Below are 16,897 nucleotides of genomic sequence, written 5' to 3'. Positions count from 1 at the left end.
TGTACTTTTTGGTCGTGGCGTTAACTCTTATTTATCATTACCTAATCGGAAATACAATTATTGTTATCATCATTCGATAGGTAGCAGATTAACTGTATTATTCTCTGGTGTATGCGTGTCTAAACTATGATTATTGCCTCGTTCAACACCTGATGAAGACGTATTTCGACTTAGAAATAGCAATACCCGCTTCATGTTTTCTTTAGATTCCGGCTTTTCTAAATGAAATTGATATTGATGATGTAAATGATGTGTACCATCGTAAAAAAGTGTCGTAGTAGGTACATGTTTACTTTTAAGTTTACGGATAAAACTTTCATTTTGGCTGTAAAATGGATCGCCGTCACCTACAGATAAATAAGTGGGAGGAAATTGCTTTGTCACTTGCTGAATCGTCGACATTTGTGAAATATTTTTAAAATCTGTTTCCCAATTGGCAGAACCAGTATAACTGCGCATAAACATTTGAATACGAGGAAATTCAGTTGCACGTACCGTCTGCATATTATAAAAGCCACCGAAAAAAATTGCTCCTTTTAACTGTTCTGGCGTGAATTGTTGTTGGAAACGCATTTCTTCACGCAATTTATCATTTGTTTGCATTGCAGTATATTGACTCATTAATTGGGCACCTGCCGAGTCCCCACCTAATATGACTTGGTCAAAATCAATTGGGAAGTCATGTTGATTATCTTTCATAAATTTTACCGCTGCATCCATTTGTTTTAACGGTGTTGGATATTTATAGTTAGGTGCTAAAGCATAATTAACATTTACAACGACATAACCCTGTTCAGCAATTTTAGAAAGCAATGGATTTTTATACTGCTTATCTCCTGCAACAAACCCACCGCCATGCATCCAAAAGATGATTGGTAACTTGCTATTTTCATTAACTGTTTCAGGTGTAATGATATCTAATTTGCTATTAGGATAACCATGGCTATAAGTAATATCCGTAAAGACTTGGACATTTTTATTATTAATCTGTACTTTATTGTTTGTTCTATGATTATTTTGGTCTGAATCGTAATGATATTTTAAGTCAAGCGCAACCAAACTACCAATAACTAACACGCATATCAACGTAATCCAAGACCATTTTCTAGTCTCTTTCATTTTCTATCCCTTCATCCATAATCAATAGACTTCTTCTACTCAATTTAACATTGTAAAATTAAAGCAACTCGCCTTTTTCATAGTGACGAATTGCTTTTAAGATTAAAACAACTTAATTTAATTGTAAAGCGTAATTGCCATGATTCTTTACGCAATATGTTTTTTATTGTCATTTTTACGTTTAAAATATTTTATAAGTACTGCAACAACAATAAATAATCCTACAACTCCCATAATATTATAAAGTGAGTTAATTAAATCAGCAAAGCCTACGAAGCTTAAAATATATGCTGCAATCATCATGATTATTATAAAAATATGATACTTCTTACTGTACGGTTCAGTAAAACGTGCAGCAAATGAATAGCATAAACCTAATATCGTATTATACATGACAGCTAACATAATTATTGTCAATATCAATCCTAACCAAGAATTGATTTCATTAGCTAGGTTTAATGTAGGTATTGCCGCATCTTTAATATTTGGATATTCTGTTTGTAAAGCAAAGTTAATAAGTGCTAACAAAATAGTATAAACAATACCTCCAAACATTGCACCTGCACCTGAGACGTGACGTTTTGAAGCATCACCCCCGATAGCTACAATGGTACTAAATCCAACAGCAAATGCTAATCCTCCGTATTGTAAACCTTTTAATATGCCCCAAACGATACTTGTTTTAGGAACAACTTGATCAACTTCATTTAAAGGTACTGTGCCTTTAAATAAGTACACAATAGCGATTAACACGACCATCACAATTAAGAATGGCGTTACTATTCCTAACGCCTGTACGATTTTATTGAAGTCTAAAAGTAATGTGCCGTAGATGACCAGTGTCATAATTAATGCACCAAGCCATGTAGGAATACCAAAACTCTCAGTAAATGTAGATCCTGCACCTGCAATCATTGTAACTGCAATACCAAATAAGAAAAAGACAAGAATATAATCGAATATTTTACTAAACTTTTCACCAAAAATGTACTGAAGCGTTGATTCATGGTTTGTCGCTTCAAATGCTGTACCAATTTTAGCTACTTGGCGCCCAATGAATCCTAATATTAAACCAGATAAAACTACACCAATATATGACCATAAACCATAAGGTGTAAAGAATTGCATAACTTCTTGACCGGTTGAAAATCCTGCGCCGACAACAATGCCGACGTAAGCGAAACCTATTTTAACAGCTTCTTTATTCAGCCCCATGTAAATAATTACCTCCTTAAAATTTAGACATTGAGCATTATAACGTACTGATTGCAATATGCAAGTATGCATAAAGCTGTTGTGACGGTGCAAATCAGCGTTATTGCCTATGCTAAACAGCAATAGAGCTCGTTGTAATATTACCCATTTTTTTGTTATGTAGTGCATCTTTGCTTCTGAATTTCTAATTAACCTTAATACTATAACAGTAAACACACGAAAGTAGAAGATAAGATGCAAACCGTTTTCAACAAAAGAAAAGCCCTAAACTCATCAATTGACAAGTTTAAGGGTTTTCTAACGCAGCTTAAATGATATTATGAATGTGCATCTTTATAGCGATTTAATTCGTTGAAATCTACAACAACGTTATCCATACGTTTAGCTGTCTCTTTAAGAATATTTCTTGCCACACTATTCGATGGATCTAATTTCAATATTTGTTTAGCTACTTTAAGTGCTTTTGCATCTGAAATGACTGGCTCAGGAATTGCATGTAGTAACAGCATTTGTAATAAGCTTTTCACTTCTTTACCTTCAGTTAATTGAATAGATGCTTGTGCATGATAATATGCAGAATTCAACGCACCTTCTGCTTCACTCAATGGGTAAACAAGTAATAAAAATGCTAAATCATGTAATTCAGCTGTTTCTTCATCTTTTATCATATCTAAAATGCACGTATAAAACATCATGCTTTCAACTTCATGCGCACTTGAGATATATGCTTCTTCAAATTCTAAATAATCTGCTTCGGACATTAATTCTCTTACAGCATCAAAGTTACCATTTAAAACTAAATTCTTTATTTGTTCTTGCATACTAATGTCCTCCTTTCACAGATGGACTCATTTTCCTTAGTTTAACATAAACCTTACATTTTCGCATGCACTATGCAAAAATTTCACAGTATAACTTTTACATTTTAATTTTATAATTAAAATGTTGATTTTTTGAATGAATATTGTTCAATATCATTTAATATTTTGTCAACAGTTTCTCCCATTGACAAATTTACTGTTGCGGTAAAACTACCCTCCACAATTGGCGCATTCACTTTATAAATATGAAAACTTCCATCATATGCCTCAATTGCTAAGTCTAAATTCATATCTGCCGATCCTAAGTCATAAAAACACAATGCATCTTCTTCTAATTGATTCAGTATTGTTAAAATATCGTCTGCTGACGTTCCATACTTATGATTTTCTCCACCATATGCAATAATATTAACATCTTTTGAGATATCCTTCAGTAAGTCTTTCGTACCATTTGCAATCGCTTCACTATGACTTACCAAAACAATTGCTGTCATAAGTCATCTCTCCCTGCATTTAGTATTTTTACCTTCTGCCATCTATCACAAGTTGTATTACTATAAATTATATAAAATATTACATATGAAATGCCAACATTAATTGTACTTTTCCACTTAAAACCCAACAAGATTCTACCTTCCGTTTTGACCAGGTCATATTCACTTATAAAATATACGATACATGCATTAAAATCAATCTTTCATCATTGTCGAATTTTCATTTTAAGAAACCGCTTGATATATCATTTATGGCTATATAAAGGATGCATAATGTTTTAACTGCATATCACATATTTACTACAACTACTACCAACACATAAATATAAGGAGCGGTACAAAATTCATTATGAATTCGTAATCCCGCTCCCAGCAACATCAAGTTATCAATCGTAATGTAATTTATCAAAATATAAAAAAGCAAGCACATTGGCTCATTAATACTTTTACAAATGGTATTAGCTGTATTGACTTAGCTAAATATTTTACCTTTTTGATTCATTCCAACACGAATTTTATTAAATAGATTTAGCTTTATACATTAAAAATAGGAAATAAGGTGCACCGATAATGGCTACTACAATGCCTGCAGGTATACCTGTTGGTTCTAAAACTAATTTACCAATTGTATCTGAAATAACAAGCAAGAACGCACCTATTACTACTGCTATAGGTAAGAAAAGTTGATGTCTTGGACCAACAATTGTCTTAGCAATATGTGGCCCCATCAAGCCAATAAAAGCAATCGAGCCAGCAACAGCTACGGCAACTGAAGAAAGTATTACTGCTACAAAAAACAACACGATTCTTTCACGTTCTAATTTAACACCTAAGCCTTTTGCAATGTGTTCATGTGTGTTAATTAAATTTAATTCATTAGATTTAAATAATAAATAAGGTAAAATAATCACAATCCATGGTAAGAATGCAAGTACAAATGCCCATTCGTCTCCCCATATACTTCCTGCAAACCAATTCGCGATGAACTCTGACTGATCTTCATCAAATTTAGAAGTTAACGTAATCGAGCCGCCATACAATGCTGCTTGCATTCCAACACCTACAAGCACCATACTCGATGGCGTAATGCCATCTCTTTTATTTAAACTAAATGAAAAAATCAAAAGTGCAGTTGCTACACCACCAATAATACTAATGAGTGGTAACACATAAATGAAATTATCTGGATCAACTTGCCCTATAGAAACAAAAATGGCAATGGCAAAACCGCCACCAGCATTAATACCTAAAATACCTGGTTCTGCAATTGGATTTTTAGTAACACTTTGAATAATCGCGCCACTCATACTTAATGCGGCGCCTGCTAAAATAGTAATAATCATTCTTGGAAACCTAAATTCCATCAAGATAAGCTGGTCAGTATATTCTCCAAAACCAAATAACGTCTTAAAAAAACGATCCATAGGAATTTTATATTCACCGGTCGAAACACTTAGGGCACATGCAAAAAGTAATAACACCGTGATGATAATAAATGTAATGATTTGTTTACGTCTAAGTCTTGGATCAATCATATCGAACGCCCTCCTCTTTTAACAAGATATAAGAAGTAAGGTACACCGATAAATGATATGATTGCACCCACTGGAGCATCTCCTAACATGCGCGCTACTGTATCCGCTACAATCATCAGCAAACCACCCATAATCGCTGTCAATGGCAATACTTTAGCATAATCCGTACCAACTAAAAATCGAACTATGTGAGGTACCATTAAACCAACAAATGCGATTTGCCCTACCATAGAAACTGCCACACCAGCAAGTACCATTGATAAAATTAAACTTAAGCCTCTAATCAGCGTTACATTCTGACCTAATCCTTTTGCTAAAGATTCACCTAGGTTTAAAATCGTCAACTGCTTACTTATGGTTAACATCACGATGATTGCAACAATAATGATCGGACCACTCCACCATAATTGATGCCACGTGGTACCTGATACACCTCCAGCTGACCAAAACGTCAACGATTGATTTAATCGAAATACCAATGCTATCCCTTGACTCAAAGCCGTCAACATTGCACTGACCGCTGCACCAGCTAAAATAATGCGCATGGGATTAAATCCGTCACGTCTTGACCTACCAATCATCAAGACAATCAATCCACCTATCATAGCTCCCAAAAATCCAGCCAACATCATGATTAAAAAAGGTGCACTTGGATAAAAAGCAAACGTTGTTGCCAATCCAAATGATGCACCTGAATTTAAACCAATTAAGCTAGGGTCTGCCAATCCATTTTTAGTTACGCCTTGAATGACAGCACCAGCGACTGCTAAAGCCATCCCAACAAGGACAGCACCTAAATCTCTTGGTATACGAATTTCACTAATAATATTATGCTGCTGATTATGTGGATTATAATTAAAAATTGCTTCCATGATAGTGCCAAAATCAATTTTAGCATCCCCTATTAGGATGGAGCATAATAATGCCATTATTAGCAATATTATTGTCGCTATCAAATAAACAATAAAACTGATTCTTTTCTTACTTACTTTGCTCGACATAAAAACGTATCCTTTTCAAAATATCTTTATGAGTATGTTTTACTAAACAAATCATAGGTAACTAATAATGGTTTGCCTGTACGTGGATCTTCACTTAACACAACATCAATATTAAACACCTGTTCTAAAATTTCCTTTGTAAGTACCTCTTTAGTTGTACCGTTTGCGACGATTTCCCCATCTTTCATAGCAATCAAATGGTCTGAAAAGCGAATAGCCTGGTTAATATCATGTAAGACCATCACAATGGTACACCCTTGTTCTTCGTTTAAACGCTGAACAAGTTCTAAAATTTCTAACTGGTGACAAATATCTAAGTATGTTGTAGGTTCATCCAAAAATATAATGTCGGTTTTTTGTGCTAAGGCCATTGCAATCCATACGCGTTGTCTTTGTCCACCACTTAAGTCATTAATTGAGCGGTGACGGAAGTCATATGTTCCTGTTACAGTTAATGCCCAATCAATTTCTTTTTTATCTTCAGCTGAAAGACGACCAAATCCTTTCTGATGCGGAAAACGGCCATATGAAACAAGTTCACCTACCGTTAAACCATCAGCTACTTCTGGAGATTGTGGTAAGATTGCAATCTTTTTAGCAATTTCTTTTGTTGACTGTGTATGAATACTTTCACCATCAAGTATAATTTGTCCTTTTTTTATCGACAGTAATCGAGATAAAGCTTTCAATAACGTAGATTTCCCACATCCATTTGGTCCAATAATTGATGTTATTTTACCATCAGGAATTTCTACATCAAGGTTATTAATTATCGTATGATCACCATATCCAATTTCAACTTGTTGTCCATTCAAGCGACTCATAATTCCCCAACTTTCTATTTATTCTCATTTATTTCTATTCTATATTTTAATTGTCACAACGCAATTGATAATCATTATCATAAAAGCTATTATAACATCTTTACAAGTTATTGACTAACAAACTTTTTTATTTATACAAAATGGTTGAGACATCAATATATTTTAGGCGATGAACACTATATTGACAGTAGTTGACTGAATTGAAAATACGCTTATACCACGCTTTTTTCATTCCTAGTCAACCTTGCCGGGGCGGGACTACGAATTTATAATGAATGCTGTCCCGCTCCCAACAACAATCATGTGGGATTCAACAAATATAAATAAGCACTACGTGTTCCAACATAGCATGATTATTGTGCAAAACAATACAACCTTTGTTAAGAAGTTCGATTTCTGTTCTATTCCTTTGATTATTCTTCGACAAGAAAACCATTCCCATAGACATCACGCACATCGTGAATCACTAAAAATGCATGATCATCAATACGCTTAATAATGCGCTTTGCTCTTGACACTTGCGTCTTACTGATGACCACGTATAAGACATCTTTTTGCTCTCGTGTATAATACCCATGCCCATTTAATATGGTCAGGCCTCTTCCTACCTGCTCACCAATTGCTTTAGCTACATCTTCAGACTTACTTGAAATAATGGTCATTGCTTTTTTTGTGTTTAATCCTTCAATGACATATTCCATAACTTTAGTACCTATATAGAGTGAAATAACAGTGACTAATACCATTTCTATTGGTAATACTGTTAAAGAAATCAGCACCACAATTAAATCAAAAAAGAGCAAAGCATAAGGTGTACTAACGTCTAAATATTTATTAGCAATCCGTGCAAGAATTGTTGTCCCAGCAGTTGTTCCTCCGGCTAACACGATTATCCCAATACCAAGTCCCACCGAACCACCACCAAATATGCAATTAATAATGATATTTGACGTTTTAATATGCCAGTTTTCAGTTAATCCTAAAAATACAGAGATTAATATGGTTGCCAAAATGGTTAAATACGTGCTTCGTTTACTTAGAAACTTGTAACCTGCGATGATTAAAATAGCATTAGCAACAAAATTAGTCACTGCCGGCGAAATATGAAAGGCATAGTAAAGTATGATTGCCATACCTGTCACACCACCTTCACCTAAATTACCGGAAATAATAAAGGCATTCACACCAGCAGAAAAAATAAAAGAACCTATAATAACAAATACTATATCTCTAATAAGTTTATTCACTATACTCATCCCCTCTGCAATGTCTTAGGTAAAAGCTGTAATATATAAACATCATACGAGACTTTATATGAAATTTAAACCTGTGATGATTAAATTTTCTAAAAGTTGAGACTAAAGTCGCTACTTTTAGAAAATAAGATATAAAAAAAGCGAAAGCAAAGTTCGTTACTTCTTTGCTATTTCGCTCTATTCTTTCTTAATTAATTTACAAGTCAACCGAATTTAATATAAATTACGTAAGTATATATTTCATTGAAGCTTAGAATAAAAAGATTAAAAGTGCTGTAGCGATAATTATGATATTAAATAAATTGATAAAAACGCTAATGTAGCAATGATTTTTCAAGTCATCATTGTATCGATAATAAATACTATAAATTATAGATAATAGTAATAACAGTAAACTTGTTGCACTAAAGGTAGCAACAATGTAAAATCCATAACTACTTAACGCATCTCTAAAGATAAAAATCATAGTTAAAACGATGATATAGTTAAGGATATTAATACCATATATTACACGTTCCATATTATATTCACCCACTTATATAAGTGTCCTATATGTACTTTTTATCGCCTTGCTTAAGCATTTTTTACATAATCCTTTCGATTATAATATAAACATACCCTCTATATAACTACAAGTAGTATGAGCTTTTCAACACTTTTATGATGCACTTCATTTTCAGTTCTATACTTCTGATAACTATTCATTATAATTATTAAAAAAGTAAATACTATGCGTGCCATAAAATCAAGTTAAGCAATGAATTTATAAACAAATTTAAATTTTCTGAATTTTCTATTCACATTTTAGTTCTCTTCTGTTATAATGTGTATAACTTCTTATTAAGAGAAGTTATCTCCTTTGTGTTGTTTATATTAACAAACAAATTTTGCTCGAAGTACTGTGACAGTACCTAGTCCTTACCGTTACAAGTACATTAATATTCATTTCCCATAAAAACCAAGTGCAAAGAGTGTGTCCTTACTGTTCGTGCTTGGTTTTTATCTATTTACTAAACATAAGTACACCCCAATACTATACATTTAGTCATGTAATAGCATAGGGGCTTTTTATTTTTCATTACCAAGCAAATAAGCCAACAAAAGCAGCTGTTAATAATGACACTAAAATACCAGATAATAACATCATAGGCACATATTTAGACACAAAATCTGATGTCTTCTTATCGACAATGCCTTTTAATGTTCCAATAATCATTCCGATTGTCGAGAAGTTTGCAAAAGATACCAAGAATGTTGAAATCACTGCACGTCGATGTGGACTATATGTATCTATGACACTCGAAATTTTCCCCATTACAACAAATTCATTTGTCACAATTTTCTTAGCCATATCTTGTGCCACGTGCCAAGCTTGGTCTATTGGTAACCCTAATAGTAGCGCAAATGGATACATAATTGCACCTAGTATTTGGTCTAAACCAAAGCTAAATTTGAAGCCCATCCAACCAGCAATTAACCCTGTTATAAGATTAATAAAACGATCAAACAAATCTGCTAATGCTACAAAACTAATTACAAAGGCGATAATAATCAGTACTAACTTGCCTGCAGCTAAGACAGAATCGCCTAAAAATGAAAAGAACGGTTGACGTTCTTGTTTATTCGTATTAATACTATAGATAATATCTTCCTGTTCTTCAACCGTCACTGGATTGAGCAATGACGTTACAATAATAGCATTGATAATATTAAGCGGTATTGCCGTTAAGACTAAATCTCCTGGAATCATGCGAACGTAAGCGCCAACAATAGCTCCAGAAATCGAACTCATCGACATCATTGCTACGGTTAACACACGCATTTCATTCATACGCTTTAATTGCTCATTCGAAACAGCTAAAGCTTCTGTATTACCTAAAAACATCATTTCAACACCAAAGAATGATTCAAACTTTGGCTGACGCGTAATTTTTGCTAGTAACCAACCTATGCCCCCAATAATTTTAGGTAACACGTTAAAATACATTAAAATATCAAATAATGGCACAATTAACAAAATAGGAAATAATGCACTGACTGCCATGTCCATCATTTTCCCACTCACAAAACTTTTAAAGGCAAAGCCAGTTCCTTCATTCGCTGATTGAATAACCCAAGCTATCGCGTTAGCTAAACCTCTAACGACTTTTCTTCCCTGTTCAAAGTACACAAAGAACCATGCCAAAAAGAGATTAAGTGCAACTAATATTCCTATTGACTTCCATTGAATATGTTTCCGATTGCGCGAACATGCATAAGCAATGCCTAAAAATACAAATAACCCTATAATATTGATAATTAAAAACATAAGGCACCTACCTTTTTATTTCACCTTAGATGAACAATCTAAGATGAGATTTTGAATACACTTTTTAAAGTAAACATGTAAAATATCTGTAAATTCTACATGAAATATTATACCACGGGCTTACCATAAGAGGATATGACGTTTTAGCAAATTCATAATTACAACAAAATAGTATTCAGTATATAAATTGTTTCTAAACAAAGAAAATGGCAATTTCTACTTTGTTTTTAATAGAAATCGCCATTTTTTTATTAATATTATATTTATCGTGTTGTAGATCTAGTATTTTTCTGGTATTTAGTGATAATTTATCAAATTTTATATAAATAGCTATTGACTGAGGCAAGTCTTCAAGGAAATTAGTATCCATCCAAAGTTATGATAGCACCCTTGAAAATTAAGACAATACTATAAATCATTAATATAAAAACACCCTAAATGAATTCTGACAATACATTTAGGGCGTCTCATTCTATGATTAATATTCTAAATTTGATTGGCGATTAATTATACTATTGATGACGATGAATATCATTATAAATATGATCACCAATAAACTGTGAAGCATGACCTTTCTCAAGTGAACAAAAGTCTTGATAAAACTTCTCAATTTTATCTTTATAGCGTTCTTTATGTTTATCAATGTGTTTGAGTTCTTCAGCTAATTTAAATTCATCAGTGATAATTTCTCCTGGTAAATCATTCATATAATCCATATAGAAGCCACGAAGGCCTTTATCATATTTTTCAATATCATAAGCAAAGAAGAATTGTGGTCGTTTTAGAATACCATAATCAAACATAACAGACGAATAGTCGGTAATTAAGGCATCTGAGATTAAATATAGTTCTGAAATATCATTGTAATTAGAAACATCTATCGCGAAATCTTCATATCCATTTAAATCTAAAGCATTTGCAATTAAATAATGCATACGCAATAAAATCACATAGTCATCACCGATTTGCTTTTGTAAGTTAGCCAAATTGATTTTTAAATCAAATAGATATTGTCCTTTTTTGACAAATTCATCATCTCGCCAAGTCGGTGCATACATGATTACTTTTTTATCTTCTGGGAGATTTAAATCTCTCTTAATTTGATTTAGATAATCTGTATCATTTTGACGTGTGACTAAGACATCATTACGTGGATATCCTATTTCCCAAATACGGGCCTCATCCATCCAAAAAGCAGTTTTAAAGATATTTGTAGAATATCTATTTGGAGACACTAAATAATCCCAGCGTGAAGCTTCAGAATAAAAGTTCTTCTTATAATTTGCTGTTGTTGTTCCTGGCATTCTGACAACTTTCATATCATTAGCCAAACGCTTAAGTGGTGTACCATGCCATGTTTGAATATATACTTGGTTTTCTTTTTTATTTAAGTACAGTGGTAGACGAGCATTAGAAACCCAATATTTTGCTTTAGCATATGCTTGATAATACGCCCTAGAACCTTTTTGCACTTTAATAGCATTTCCTGGAATGACAGTTTGTTCTGGTCTAGTACAAACCCAAATATAATTTAACTGTGGGTAGTGTTGTTGCATATATTCATAAATATATTTCGGACTGTCACTATAATTTTTACCACCAAATGATTCAAAGACAATTGTCTTGTCATCTACAATATCTTTATCATCTGTCAATTGATATCTTGAGCGTTCTTTCGCTTTACTATTAGTAACAATATCTTTGACTAATCTCGTTTTTTTACGTAACTTATTGATATATTTCGCATGGTCCACATCATTCATAGCAAGGAAAAGCACTTCAAGATTATAAAGTAATTTACCATCTCGAATAATATTCCATTTCACTGCTTTAACCACTTTAATTAAACTGTCTTCCAATGCAACATAACGCGCTTTTATATCTCTTAATGATGGATCAAATCCTTGTTTAATTTCATTTTTCATTTTATCTATTAAAAAGCTTTGAATTTTTTTATTATCAGTACGTTGCATCGCATCGAAAAAGCTCTCCACATAATCATCAAATGTCAAAACAAAATCTTGATCACTTAATGTATTGCCATTAAATGGATCATAAACTTCTCCACGATAATAAAATGGGAAGTCAAAAACTCTGACAAAATGTTCAGCGTATTTCAAATATTCCAGTGTAAATGACATATCTGTAAAAATTCTTAAACTTTCATTGAATCTAATGTGATGGGCTTTAATAATAGCTGTTCTGAATAATATATTACAAACTGTATGTTTTCGTAAAAAAGAATTAGGATTTGTTTGGTGTGATAAATACTCTAAACGTACTTTATCTTTATCAACGTACTGTGGTCGATGATTGGTAAACTTATGAATGGGAGCAATCAAGCCATCAAGTCCATTCACATGGTTTAAATAAAAGTCTATTGCATAGCTTGCTAATTGGTCATCCGCATCAAGGAACATCACATATGGGGTATCAACATAGTCTAATGCCACATTTCGTGCATGTGCATGACCTGAGTTATGTTCGATTTGAACGAATGTCACATCTTTATCATACGTTGCTAATTGCTGTTGTAATATTTCTGTCGATGCATCTATTGAACCGTCATCGACAATAATGATATCAAAATCTTGATTTCTCTGTTTTTTTAAACTGGTGATACAATCACCAATATGGTCTTCATTGTTATAATATGTCACAATAACCGATAATTTATTCAATATGTTTCGCTCCATTTTACTTTAGTTACTTATCTCTTGGATAAGTTTTTGATAGTTTTTTACCGCTGCAGCTTCACTAAATTTTTCACTTAATTTTACATCTTCACGCTTGATATTTCTAACTTTTTCTATTCCATTAGCAAAAGCGGTCACGTCGCCCGCATCAATTAATAGCCCATTTTCACCATCAATAATCAGCTCACTAGGTCCATACCGAACGTCATATGATACCACAGGGCAACCGTTATGAATACTTTCCATAATCGTCATGCCAAAGCCTTCATATTGGCTGGTCAGCAATGACGCTGTAGCATGTTGAAAGACACGCTCTGGCTGATTTGTATGCGTATTAAACACTACTTTATCACAAATACCTAATTCAGTTGTTAAGTCTTTTAAAGATGACACTTGATTATCAACATCTTCTCCATAAATATGAAGTTGACTATTATATCCTTTAGCCAAATATTGTTGGAAAGCATGAATAAGATGATCGAGCTGTTTTTCTTTAGCAATCCTGCCAATAAAACAGAAGTAATCATCAACTTTCTCGGATGGTTCGGTCAATAATTGATGTTGAAAATGTGGAATCACTTCAATCTTATCATCACTTATATTAAATTGTTGCTGAATATCTGCCTTTTGATAGTGAGTCAACACAAGATATTTATAAATAGACGCGCTATTTTCTAAAGCCAAACCATAAGACTTTCGGATTTTACCATGTTCAAGATGATTGCTATGAAGTACTAAAATACGTTTAATATTATTTTCACACTGAATCAATGAACGATCTAATAGTCGTGCATCATTGAATACCACGCTGCCATCTGACAAAACATGATTAAAATAATAGGTAAACATTTCTTTTTCAGTATTAAAGACCCGTCGAGACTTATGCTTTGGATAATAAATAATTTGAAACAGTTTATTTTCTTGATCATTTGAAAAATGTTTTTCTAAATAAAGCGTACCCTTTTTTTCATAGTATTGTTCTTTCAACTTGAAGGTGTTTTTGGGGTTATACGTGACGATTCTATGCAGTTTACCGTTTACAGTGTAGTCTTTACGTTGAATTTTAACTTTCGTTTCAGTTGCAAGTAACTCCTCTGTTTTCATTACGTTAGAATGCTTATAATATTTTCTAGTCATTACGTGTTGTTCATGTTGATAATAGTTAACCGTATTTCCCTTTACTTTAGAAGTCAACCCAGGTATTTTAACTGCGGTTTCCTTTGGTCCTCGGTGCAATAGTGACTTCGTTTTTGGTTTTTCTAACAATTTATAATCTGCTAGCCAATCATAAATATTATCAATCTTCAAATTTTCCGTAATAATCCCTTGTTGTTTGAATTTATCATACACTTTTTTATAGTTAGGATTATAGTTTGTCGTCAATATTGTCGATGATTTGTTCAATTTTTCCTCTAAAAATTTAATCCTTTTTAATAATGATTTCGTTCTTCCACCATGCACTGGCGGTAAGGTTGAAGTCACCGTATATAACACATAATCTCCTCCAATATATCAAAGCATCACGCACAGTGATTAACGTCTGCATCAATAGCAAAAAATTTGCAAGTGATATAAAAGCCATTATAGCGCCAACTTCATATTGTCATCTTAACTTAAGATACAAATGAATTTGACGCTATTTAAAGTCGGTATTTTTGTGTCTCAACTTTAATCATCTTTGCTTTAGATATAGTTAAATTAGAGTTGATTATTTCATATTCATAAAATAATTTCAAATTAAATCTATTAATTCGTAGCTTAAAGATTGTTTATCATTTCATTGTTTTAAAGTCTAGCTCTAAAATTATTCTGATAAATTTTGAGTCGTAACAAATTTACGATATTTGTCATGCTCAGCCATTAGCTCTGAATGCGTACCCTCACCAGTTACTTGGCCTTGATCAATAAAGATAATTTGTCCTGCCTTTTTAATTGTCGATAAGCGGTGAGCGATTACAATCGTTGTACGTCCTTTCATGAGCACTTCTAACGCTTCTTGAATTTTTTGTTCACTTTCACTATCTAGATTTGCTGTGGCTTCGTCTAGTAATAAAATATCCGGATTTTTTACAAAGCTACGTGCAATATCGATACGTTGGCGTTGACCACCAGAAAGCTTAAGACCACGTTCACCTACTAACGTGTCATATCCATCATCAAATTGCATAATAAAATCATGACAATTAGCTAACTTACTATATTCAATGAGTTCTTCATCAGAAATTTGTCTATTAATACCATATAAAATATTATCGCGAATGCTCCCACTCATCATGGAGTTAGACTGCATCACATATCCTATTTTATTACGCCATTTAGACAGTGAGATATCATAAATACTTTGGTTATGATACTTGATATCTCCCCCATCAATATCATACATGCGCTCTATTAAGTTGAAGATCGTACTTTTACCAGAACCTGATGGACCTACAAAGGCACTAACCTGACCTTGTGGAATACGAAATGATACATCCTTCAATATATCCTTTACATCATATTTGAATGTCACATGATCAAATGTTAATTCTCCATCGTCAACGATGTTAATTGCTTCTTCGTCAGTGATTTCAGTCTGTTCGGTTGGCTCTTGCATAATTTCATAAATTCTATTACTAGCACCTACTGCTTTTTTGTAATCGGTAACTAATGTCGATAAATTTATCAATGGCATAGATAATTGAATCACATAAAAAATCATCGCAATCAATGTCCCGGCAGTGATGGCACCACTGGCGATACGTATGGCACCAAATCCTAAAATGACAGCAATCGTGATCAGCATAATCACACTCGAAATGGGTTGAATAACTGCTGTAATTTTAGCTTGTTTTAAACCTAAATTATAAATAGATTGCAAGTTTCTGTGCGCGTTATCTAATTCTTTTCTCTCAGTATTAGATACTTTAACTAAACGCATTTCAGTTAATACACGGCCTAATAAACCACTAAAATTAGCAATTTCTGTTTGTGTATTTTTAGAAATATGTTGCATGATACGACCCAAAGGCATGATGATCGCAATAAAAATTGGAATCGTAATAAAGGTTAATAATGTCATTTGCCAATCCATGATAAATAGCATGATGAGAGAACCCACGAGCGTTAGAATTGATGGCAACAAATCAGGTAATTTTTGTGAAATAAATTCATTAATTACCTTTGTGTCATCTGTTAAACGACTCATAAGCTGACCGCTCTCATTTTTATCAAAAAATGGCATTTTTAGTTTAATAATATGTTCCCACAACAAAGAACGTATGGCGTAAATTACTTTTTCACCAATTTTACTTAGCAAATATAGGCCGATACCACTTAACAAAGCATTTAAGATGAAAATGCTACCAAAAATGACGGCAGTACGCCAGTTAACACTACTCATTGAAAATTTATCAACCATCTTACCGGTAAATAGTGGAATTAATAAACCACTAATGCTACCTAAACTAGTAATAATAACTGCTCCTATAATCAACCCAACTGGCCAATTAAGTTTTTTGAACAGGAAAAATAATGGATTTTGTGCTTTCATGCTTTTACCTCTACAATTTTTATCTTATTTATTATGAAGCTTGCTATTTTCTGTTATTTTGACTGTTTTCAATCATTTCTTATTTACTATCACAGT

The 16,897-nt window shown here is 32.9% G+C and carries 13 protein-coding genes; all 13 read right to left on the bottom strand.

Going from position 1 to position 16,897, the window contains the following annotated elements; all coding sequences use genetic code 11:
- Window positions 1–69 precede the first annotated feature (69 nt).
- A complete protein-coding gene (locus tag HMPREF3267_RS08835; protein ID WP_002479393.1) occupies window positions 70–1,119 on the bottom strand; it encodes an alpha/beta hydrolase in 1,050 nt (349 codons plus the stop codon).
- Window positions 1,120–1,266: 147 nt separating this feature from the next.
- Window positions 1,267–2,334, bottom strand: a complete 1,068-nt coding sequence (locus tag HMPREF3267_RS08830; RefSeq protein WP_002479394.1) for a YkvI family membrane protein — start codon at window positions 2,332–2,334, stop codon at window positions 1,267–1,269.
- A 317-nt stretch (window positions 2,335–2,651) separates the two neighbouring features.
- Window positions 2,652–3,155 carry a hypothetical protein gene (locus HMPREF3267_RS08825; RefSeq protein WP_002459814.1) on the bottom strand — a complete coding sequence of 168 codons (504 nt, stop codon included), beginning with the start codon at window positions 3,153–3,155 and terminating at the stop codon, window positions 2,652–2,654.
- A 116-nt stretch (window positions 3,156–3,271) separates the two neighbouring features.
- On the bottom strand, window positions 3,272–3,649 hold the full coding sequence (gene dhaM / locus HMPREF3267_RS08820; RefSeq protein ID WP_002459815.1) for a dihydroxyacetone kinase phosphoryl donor subunit DhaM: 378 nt from the start codon (window positions 3,647–3,649) through the stop codon (window positions 3,272–3,274).
- A 518-nt stretch (window positions 3,650–4,167) separates the two neighbouring features.
- Window positions 4,168–5,184: a FecCD family ABC transporter permease gene (locus HMPREF3267_RS08815; RefSeq protein ID WP_002493018.1), complete on the bottom strand. Its 1,017-nt coding sequence runs from the start codon at window positions 5,182–5,184 to the stop codon at window positions 4,168–4,170.
- Window positions 5,181–6,185 (bottom strand): FecCD family ABC transporter permease, encoded by a 1,005-nt coding sequence (locus tag HMPREF3267_RS08810; RefSeq protein WP_002459817.1) that lies wholly within the window; start codon window positions 6,183–6,185, stop codon window positions 5,181–5,183. The genes HMPREF3267_RS08815 and HMPREF3267_RS08810 overlap by 4 nt, the downstream gene beginning before the upstream one ends.
- Window positions 6,186–6,211: 26 nt before the next feature.
- A complete protein-coding gene (locus HMPREF3267_RS08805) occupies window positions 6,212–7,009 on the bottom strand; it encodes an ABC transporter ATP-binding protein (protein WP_002459818.1) in 798 nt (265 codons plus the stop codon).
- A 413-nt stretch (window positions 7,010–7,422) separates the two neighbouring features.
- Entirely contained in the window at window positions 7,423–8,265 is an 843-nt protein-coding gene (locus HMPREF3267_RS08800) for a YitT family protein (RefSeq protein WP_002459819.1), read from the bottom strand.
- 250 nt (window positions 8,266–8,515) lie between these two features.
- A complete protein-coding gene (locus tag HMPREF3267_RS08795; RefSeq protein WP_002459820.1) occupies window positions 8,516–8,785 on the bottom strand; it encodes a hypothetical protein in 270 nt (89 codons plus the stop codon).
- Window positions 8,786–9,343: 558 nt separating this feature from the next.
- Window positions 9,344–10,573, bottom strand: coding sequence for a NupC/NupG family nucleoside CNT transporter (locus tag HMPREF3267_RS08790; RefSeq protein ID WP_002459821.1), 1,230 nt, complete (start codon window positions 10,571–10,573; stop codon window positions 9,344–9,346).
- A 512-nt stretch (window positions 10,574–11,085) separates the two neighbouring features.
- Window positions 11,086–13,254 carry a bifunctional glycosyltransferase/CDP-glycerol:glycerophosphate glycerophosphotransferase gene (locus HMPREF3267_RS12350; protein WP_081095656.1) on the bottom strand — a complete coding sequence of 723 codons (2,169 nt, stop codon included), beginning with the start codon at window positions 13,252–13,254 and terminating at the stop codon, window positions 11,086–11,088.
- A gap of 21 nt (window positions 13,255–13,275) precedes the next feature.
- Window positions 13,276–14,763, bottom strand: coding sequence for a glycosyltransferase (locus tag HMPREF3267_RS08775; protein ID WP_062078622.1), 1,488 nt, complete (start codon window positions 14,761–14,763; stop codon window positions 13,276–13,278).
- Window positions 14,764–15,073: 310 nt separating this feature from the next.
- Window positions 15,074–16,801 (bottom strand): ABC transporter ATP-binding protein, encoded by a 1,728-nt coding sequence (locus HMPREF3267_RS08770; RefSeq protein ID WP_002479400.1) that lies wholly within the window; start codon window positions 16,799–16,801, stop codon window positions 15,074–15,076.
- Between the last annotated feature and the right edge of the window lie 96 nt (window positions 16,802–16,897).

The organism is Staphylococcus sp. HMSC62D11 (assembly GCF_001839145.1).
Classification (GTDB): domain Bacteria; phylum Bacillota; class Bacilli; order Staphylococcales; family Staphylococcaceae; genus Staphylococcus; species Staphylococcus lugdunensis.
The sequence above is the reverse complement of the archived record's forward strand: the minus strand, read 5'-3'. Positions and strand labels throughout refer to the sequence as shown.

What these genes read in the sequence shown, in the direction of transcription:
- HMPREF3267_RS08795 (WP_002459820.1), bottom strand. Translation starts at nt 8,785, where the DNA reads ATGGAACGTGTAATATATGGTATTAATATCCTTAACTATATCATCGTT.
- dhaM (WP_002459815.1), bottom strand. Translation starts at nt 3,649, where the DNA reads ATGACAGCAATTGTTTTGGTAAGTCATAGTGAAGCGATTGCAAATGGT.
- HMPREF3267_RS08825 (WP_002459814.1), bottom strand. Translation starts at nt 3,155, where the DNA reads ATGCAAGAACAAATAAAGAATTTAGTTTTAAATGGTAACTTTGATGCT.
- HMPREF3267_RS08790 (WP_002459821.1), bottom strand. Translation starts at nt 10,573, where the DNA reads ATGTTTTTAATTATCAATATTATAGGGTTATTTGTATTTTTAGGCATT.
- HMPREF3267_RS08810 (WP_002459817.1), bottom strand. Translation starts at nt 6,185, where the DNA reads ATGTCGAGCAAAGTAAGTAAGAAAAGAATCAGTTTTATTGTTTATTTG.
- HMPREF3267_RS08835 (WP_002479393.1), bottom strand. Translation starts at nt 1,119, where the DNA reads ATGAAAGAGACTAGAAAATGGTCTTGGATTACGTTGATATGCGTGTTA.
- HMPREF3267_RS08805 (WP_002459818.1), bottom strand. Translation starts at nt 7,009, where the DNA reads ATGAGTCGCTTGAATGGACAACAAGTTGAAATTGGATATGGTGATCAT.
- HMPREF3267_RS08800 (WP_002459819.1), bottom strand. Translation starts at nt 8,265, where the DNA reads ATGAGTATAGTGAATAAACTTATTAGAGATATAGTATTTGTTATTATA.
- HMPREF3267_RS08770 (WP_002479400.1), bottom strand. Translation starts at nt 16,801, where the DNA reads ATGAAAGCACAAAATCCATTATTTTTCCTGTTCAAAAAACTTAATTGG.
- HMPREF3267_RS08815 (WP_002493018.1), bottom strand. Translation starts at nt 5,184, where the DNA reads ATGATTGATCCAAGACTTAGACGTAAACAAATCATTACATTTATTATC.
- HMPREF3267_RS08830 (WP_002479394.1), bottom strand. Translation starts at nt 2,334, where the DNA reads ATGGGGCTGAATAAAGAAGCTGTTAAAATAGGTTTCGCTTACGTCGGC.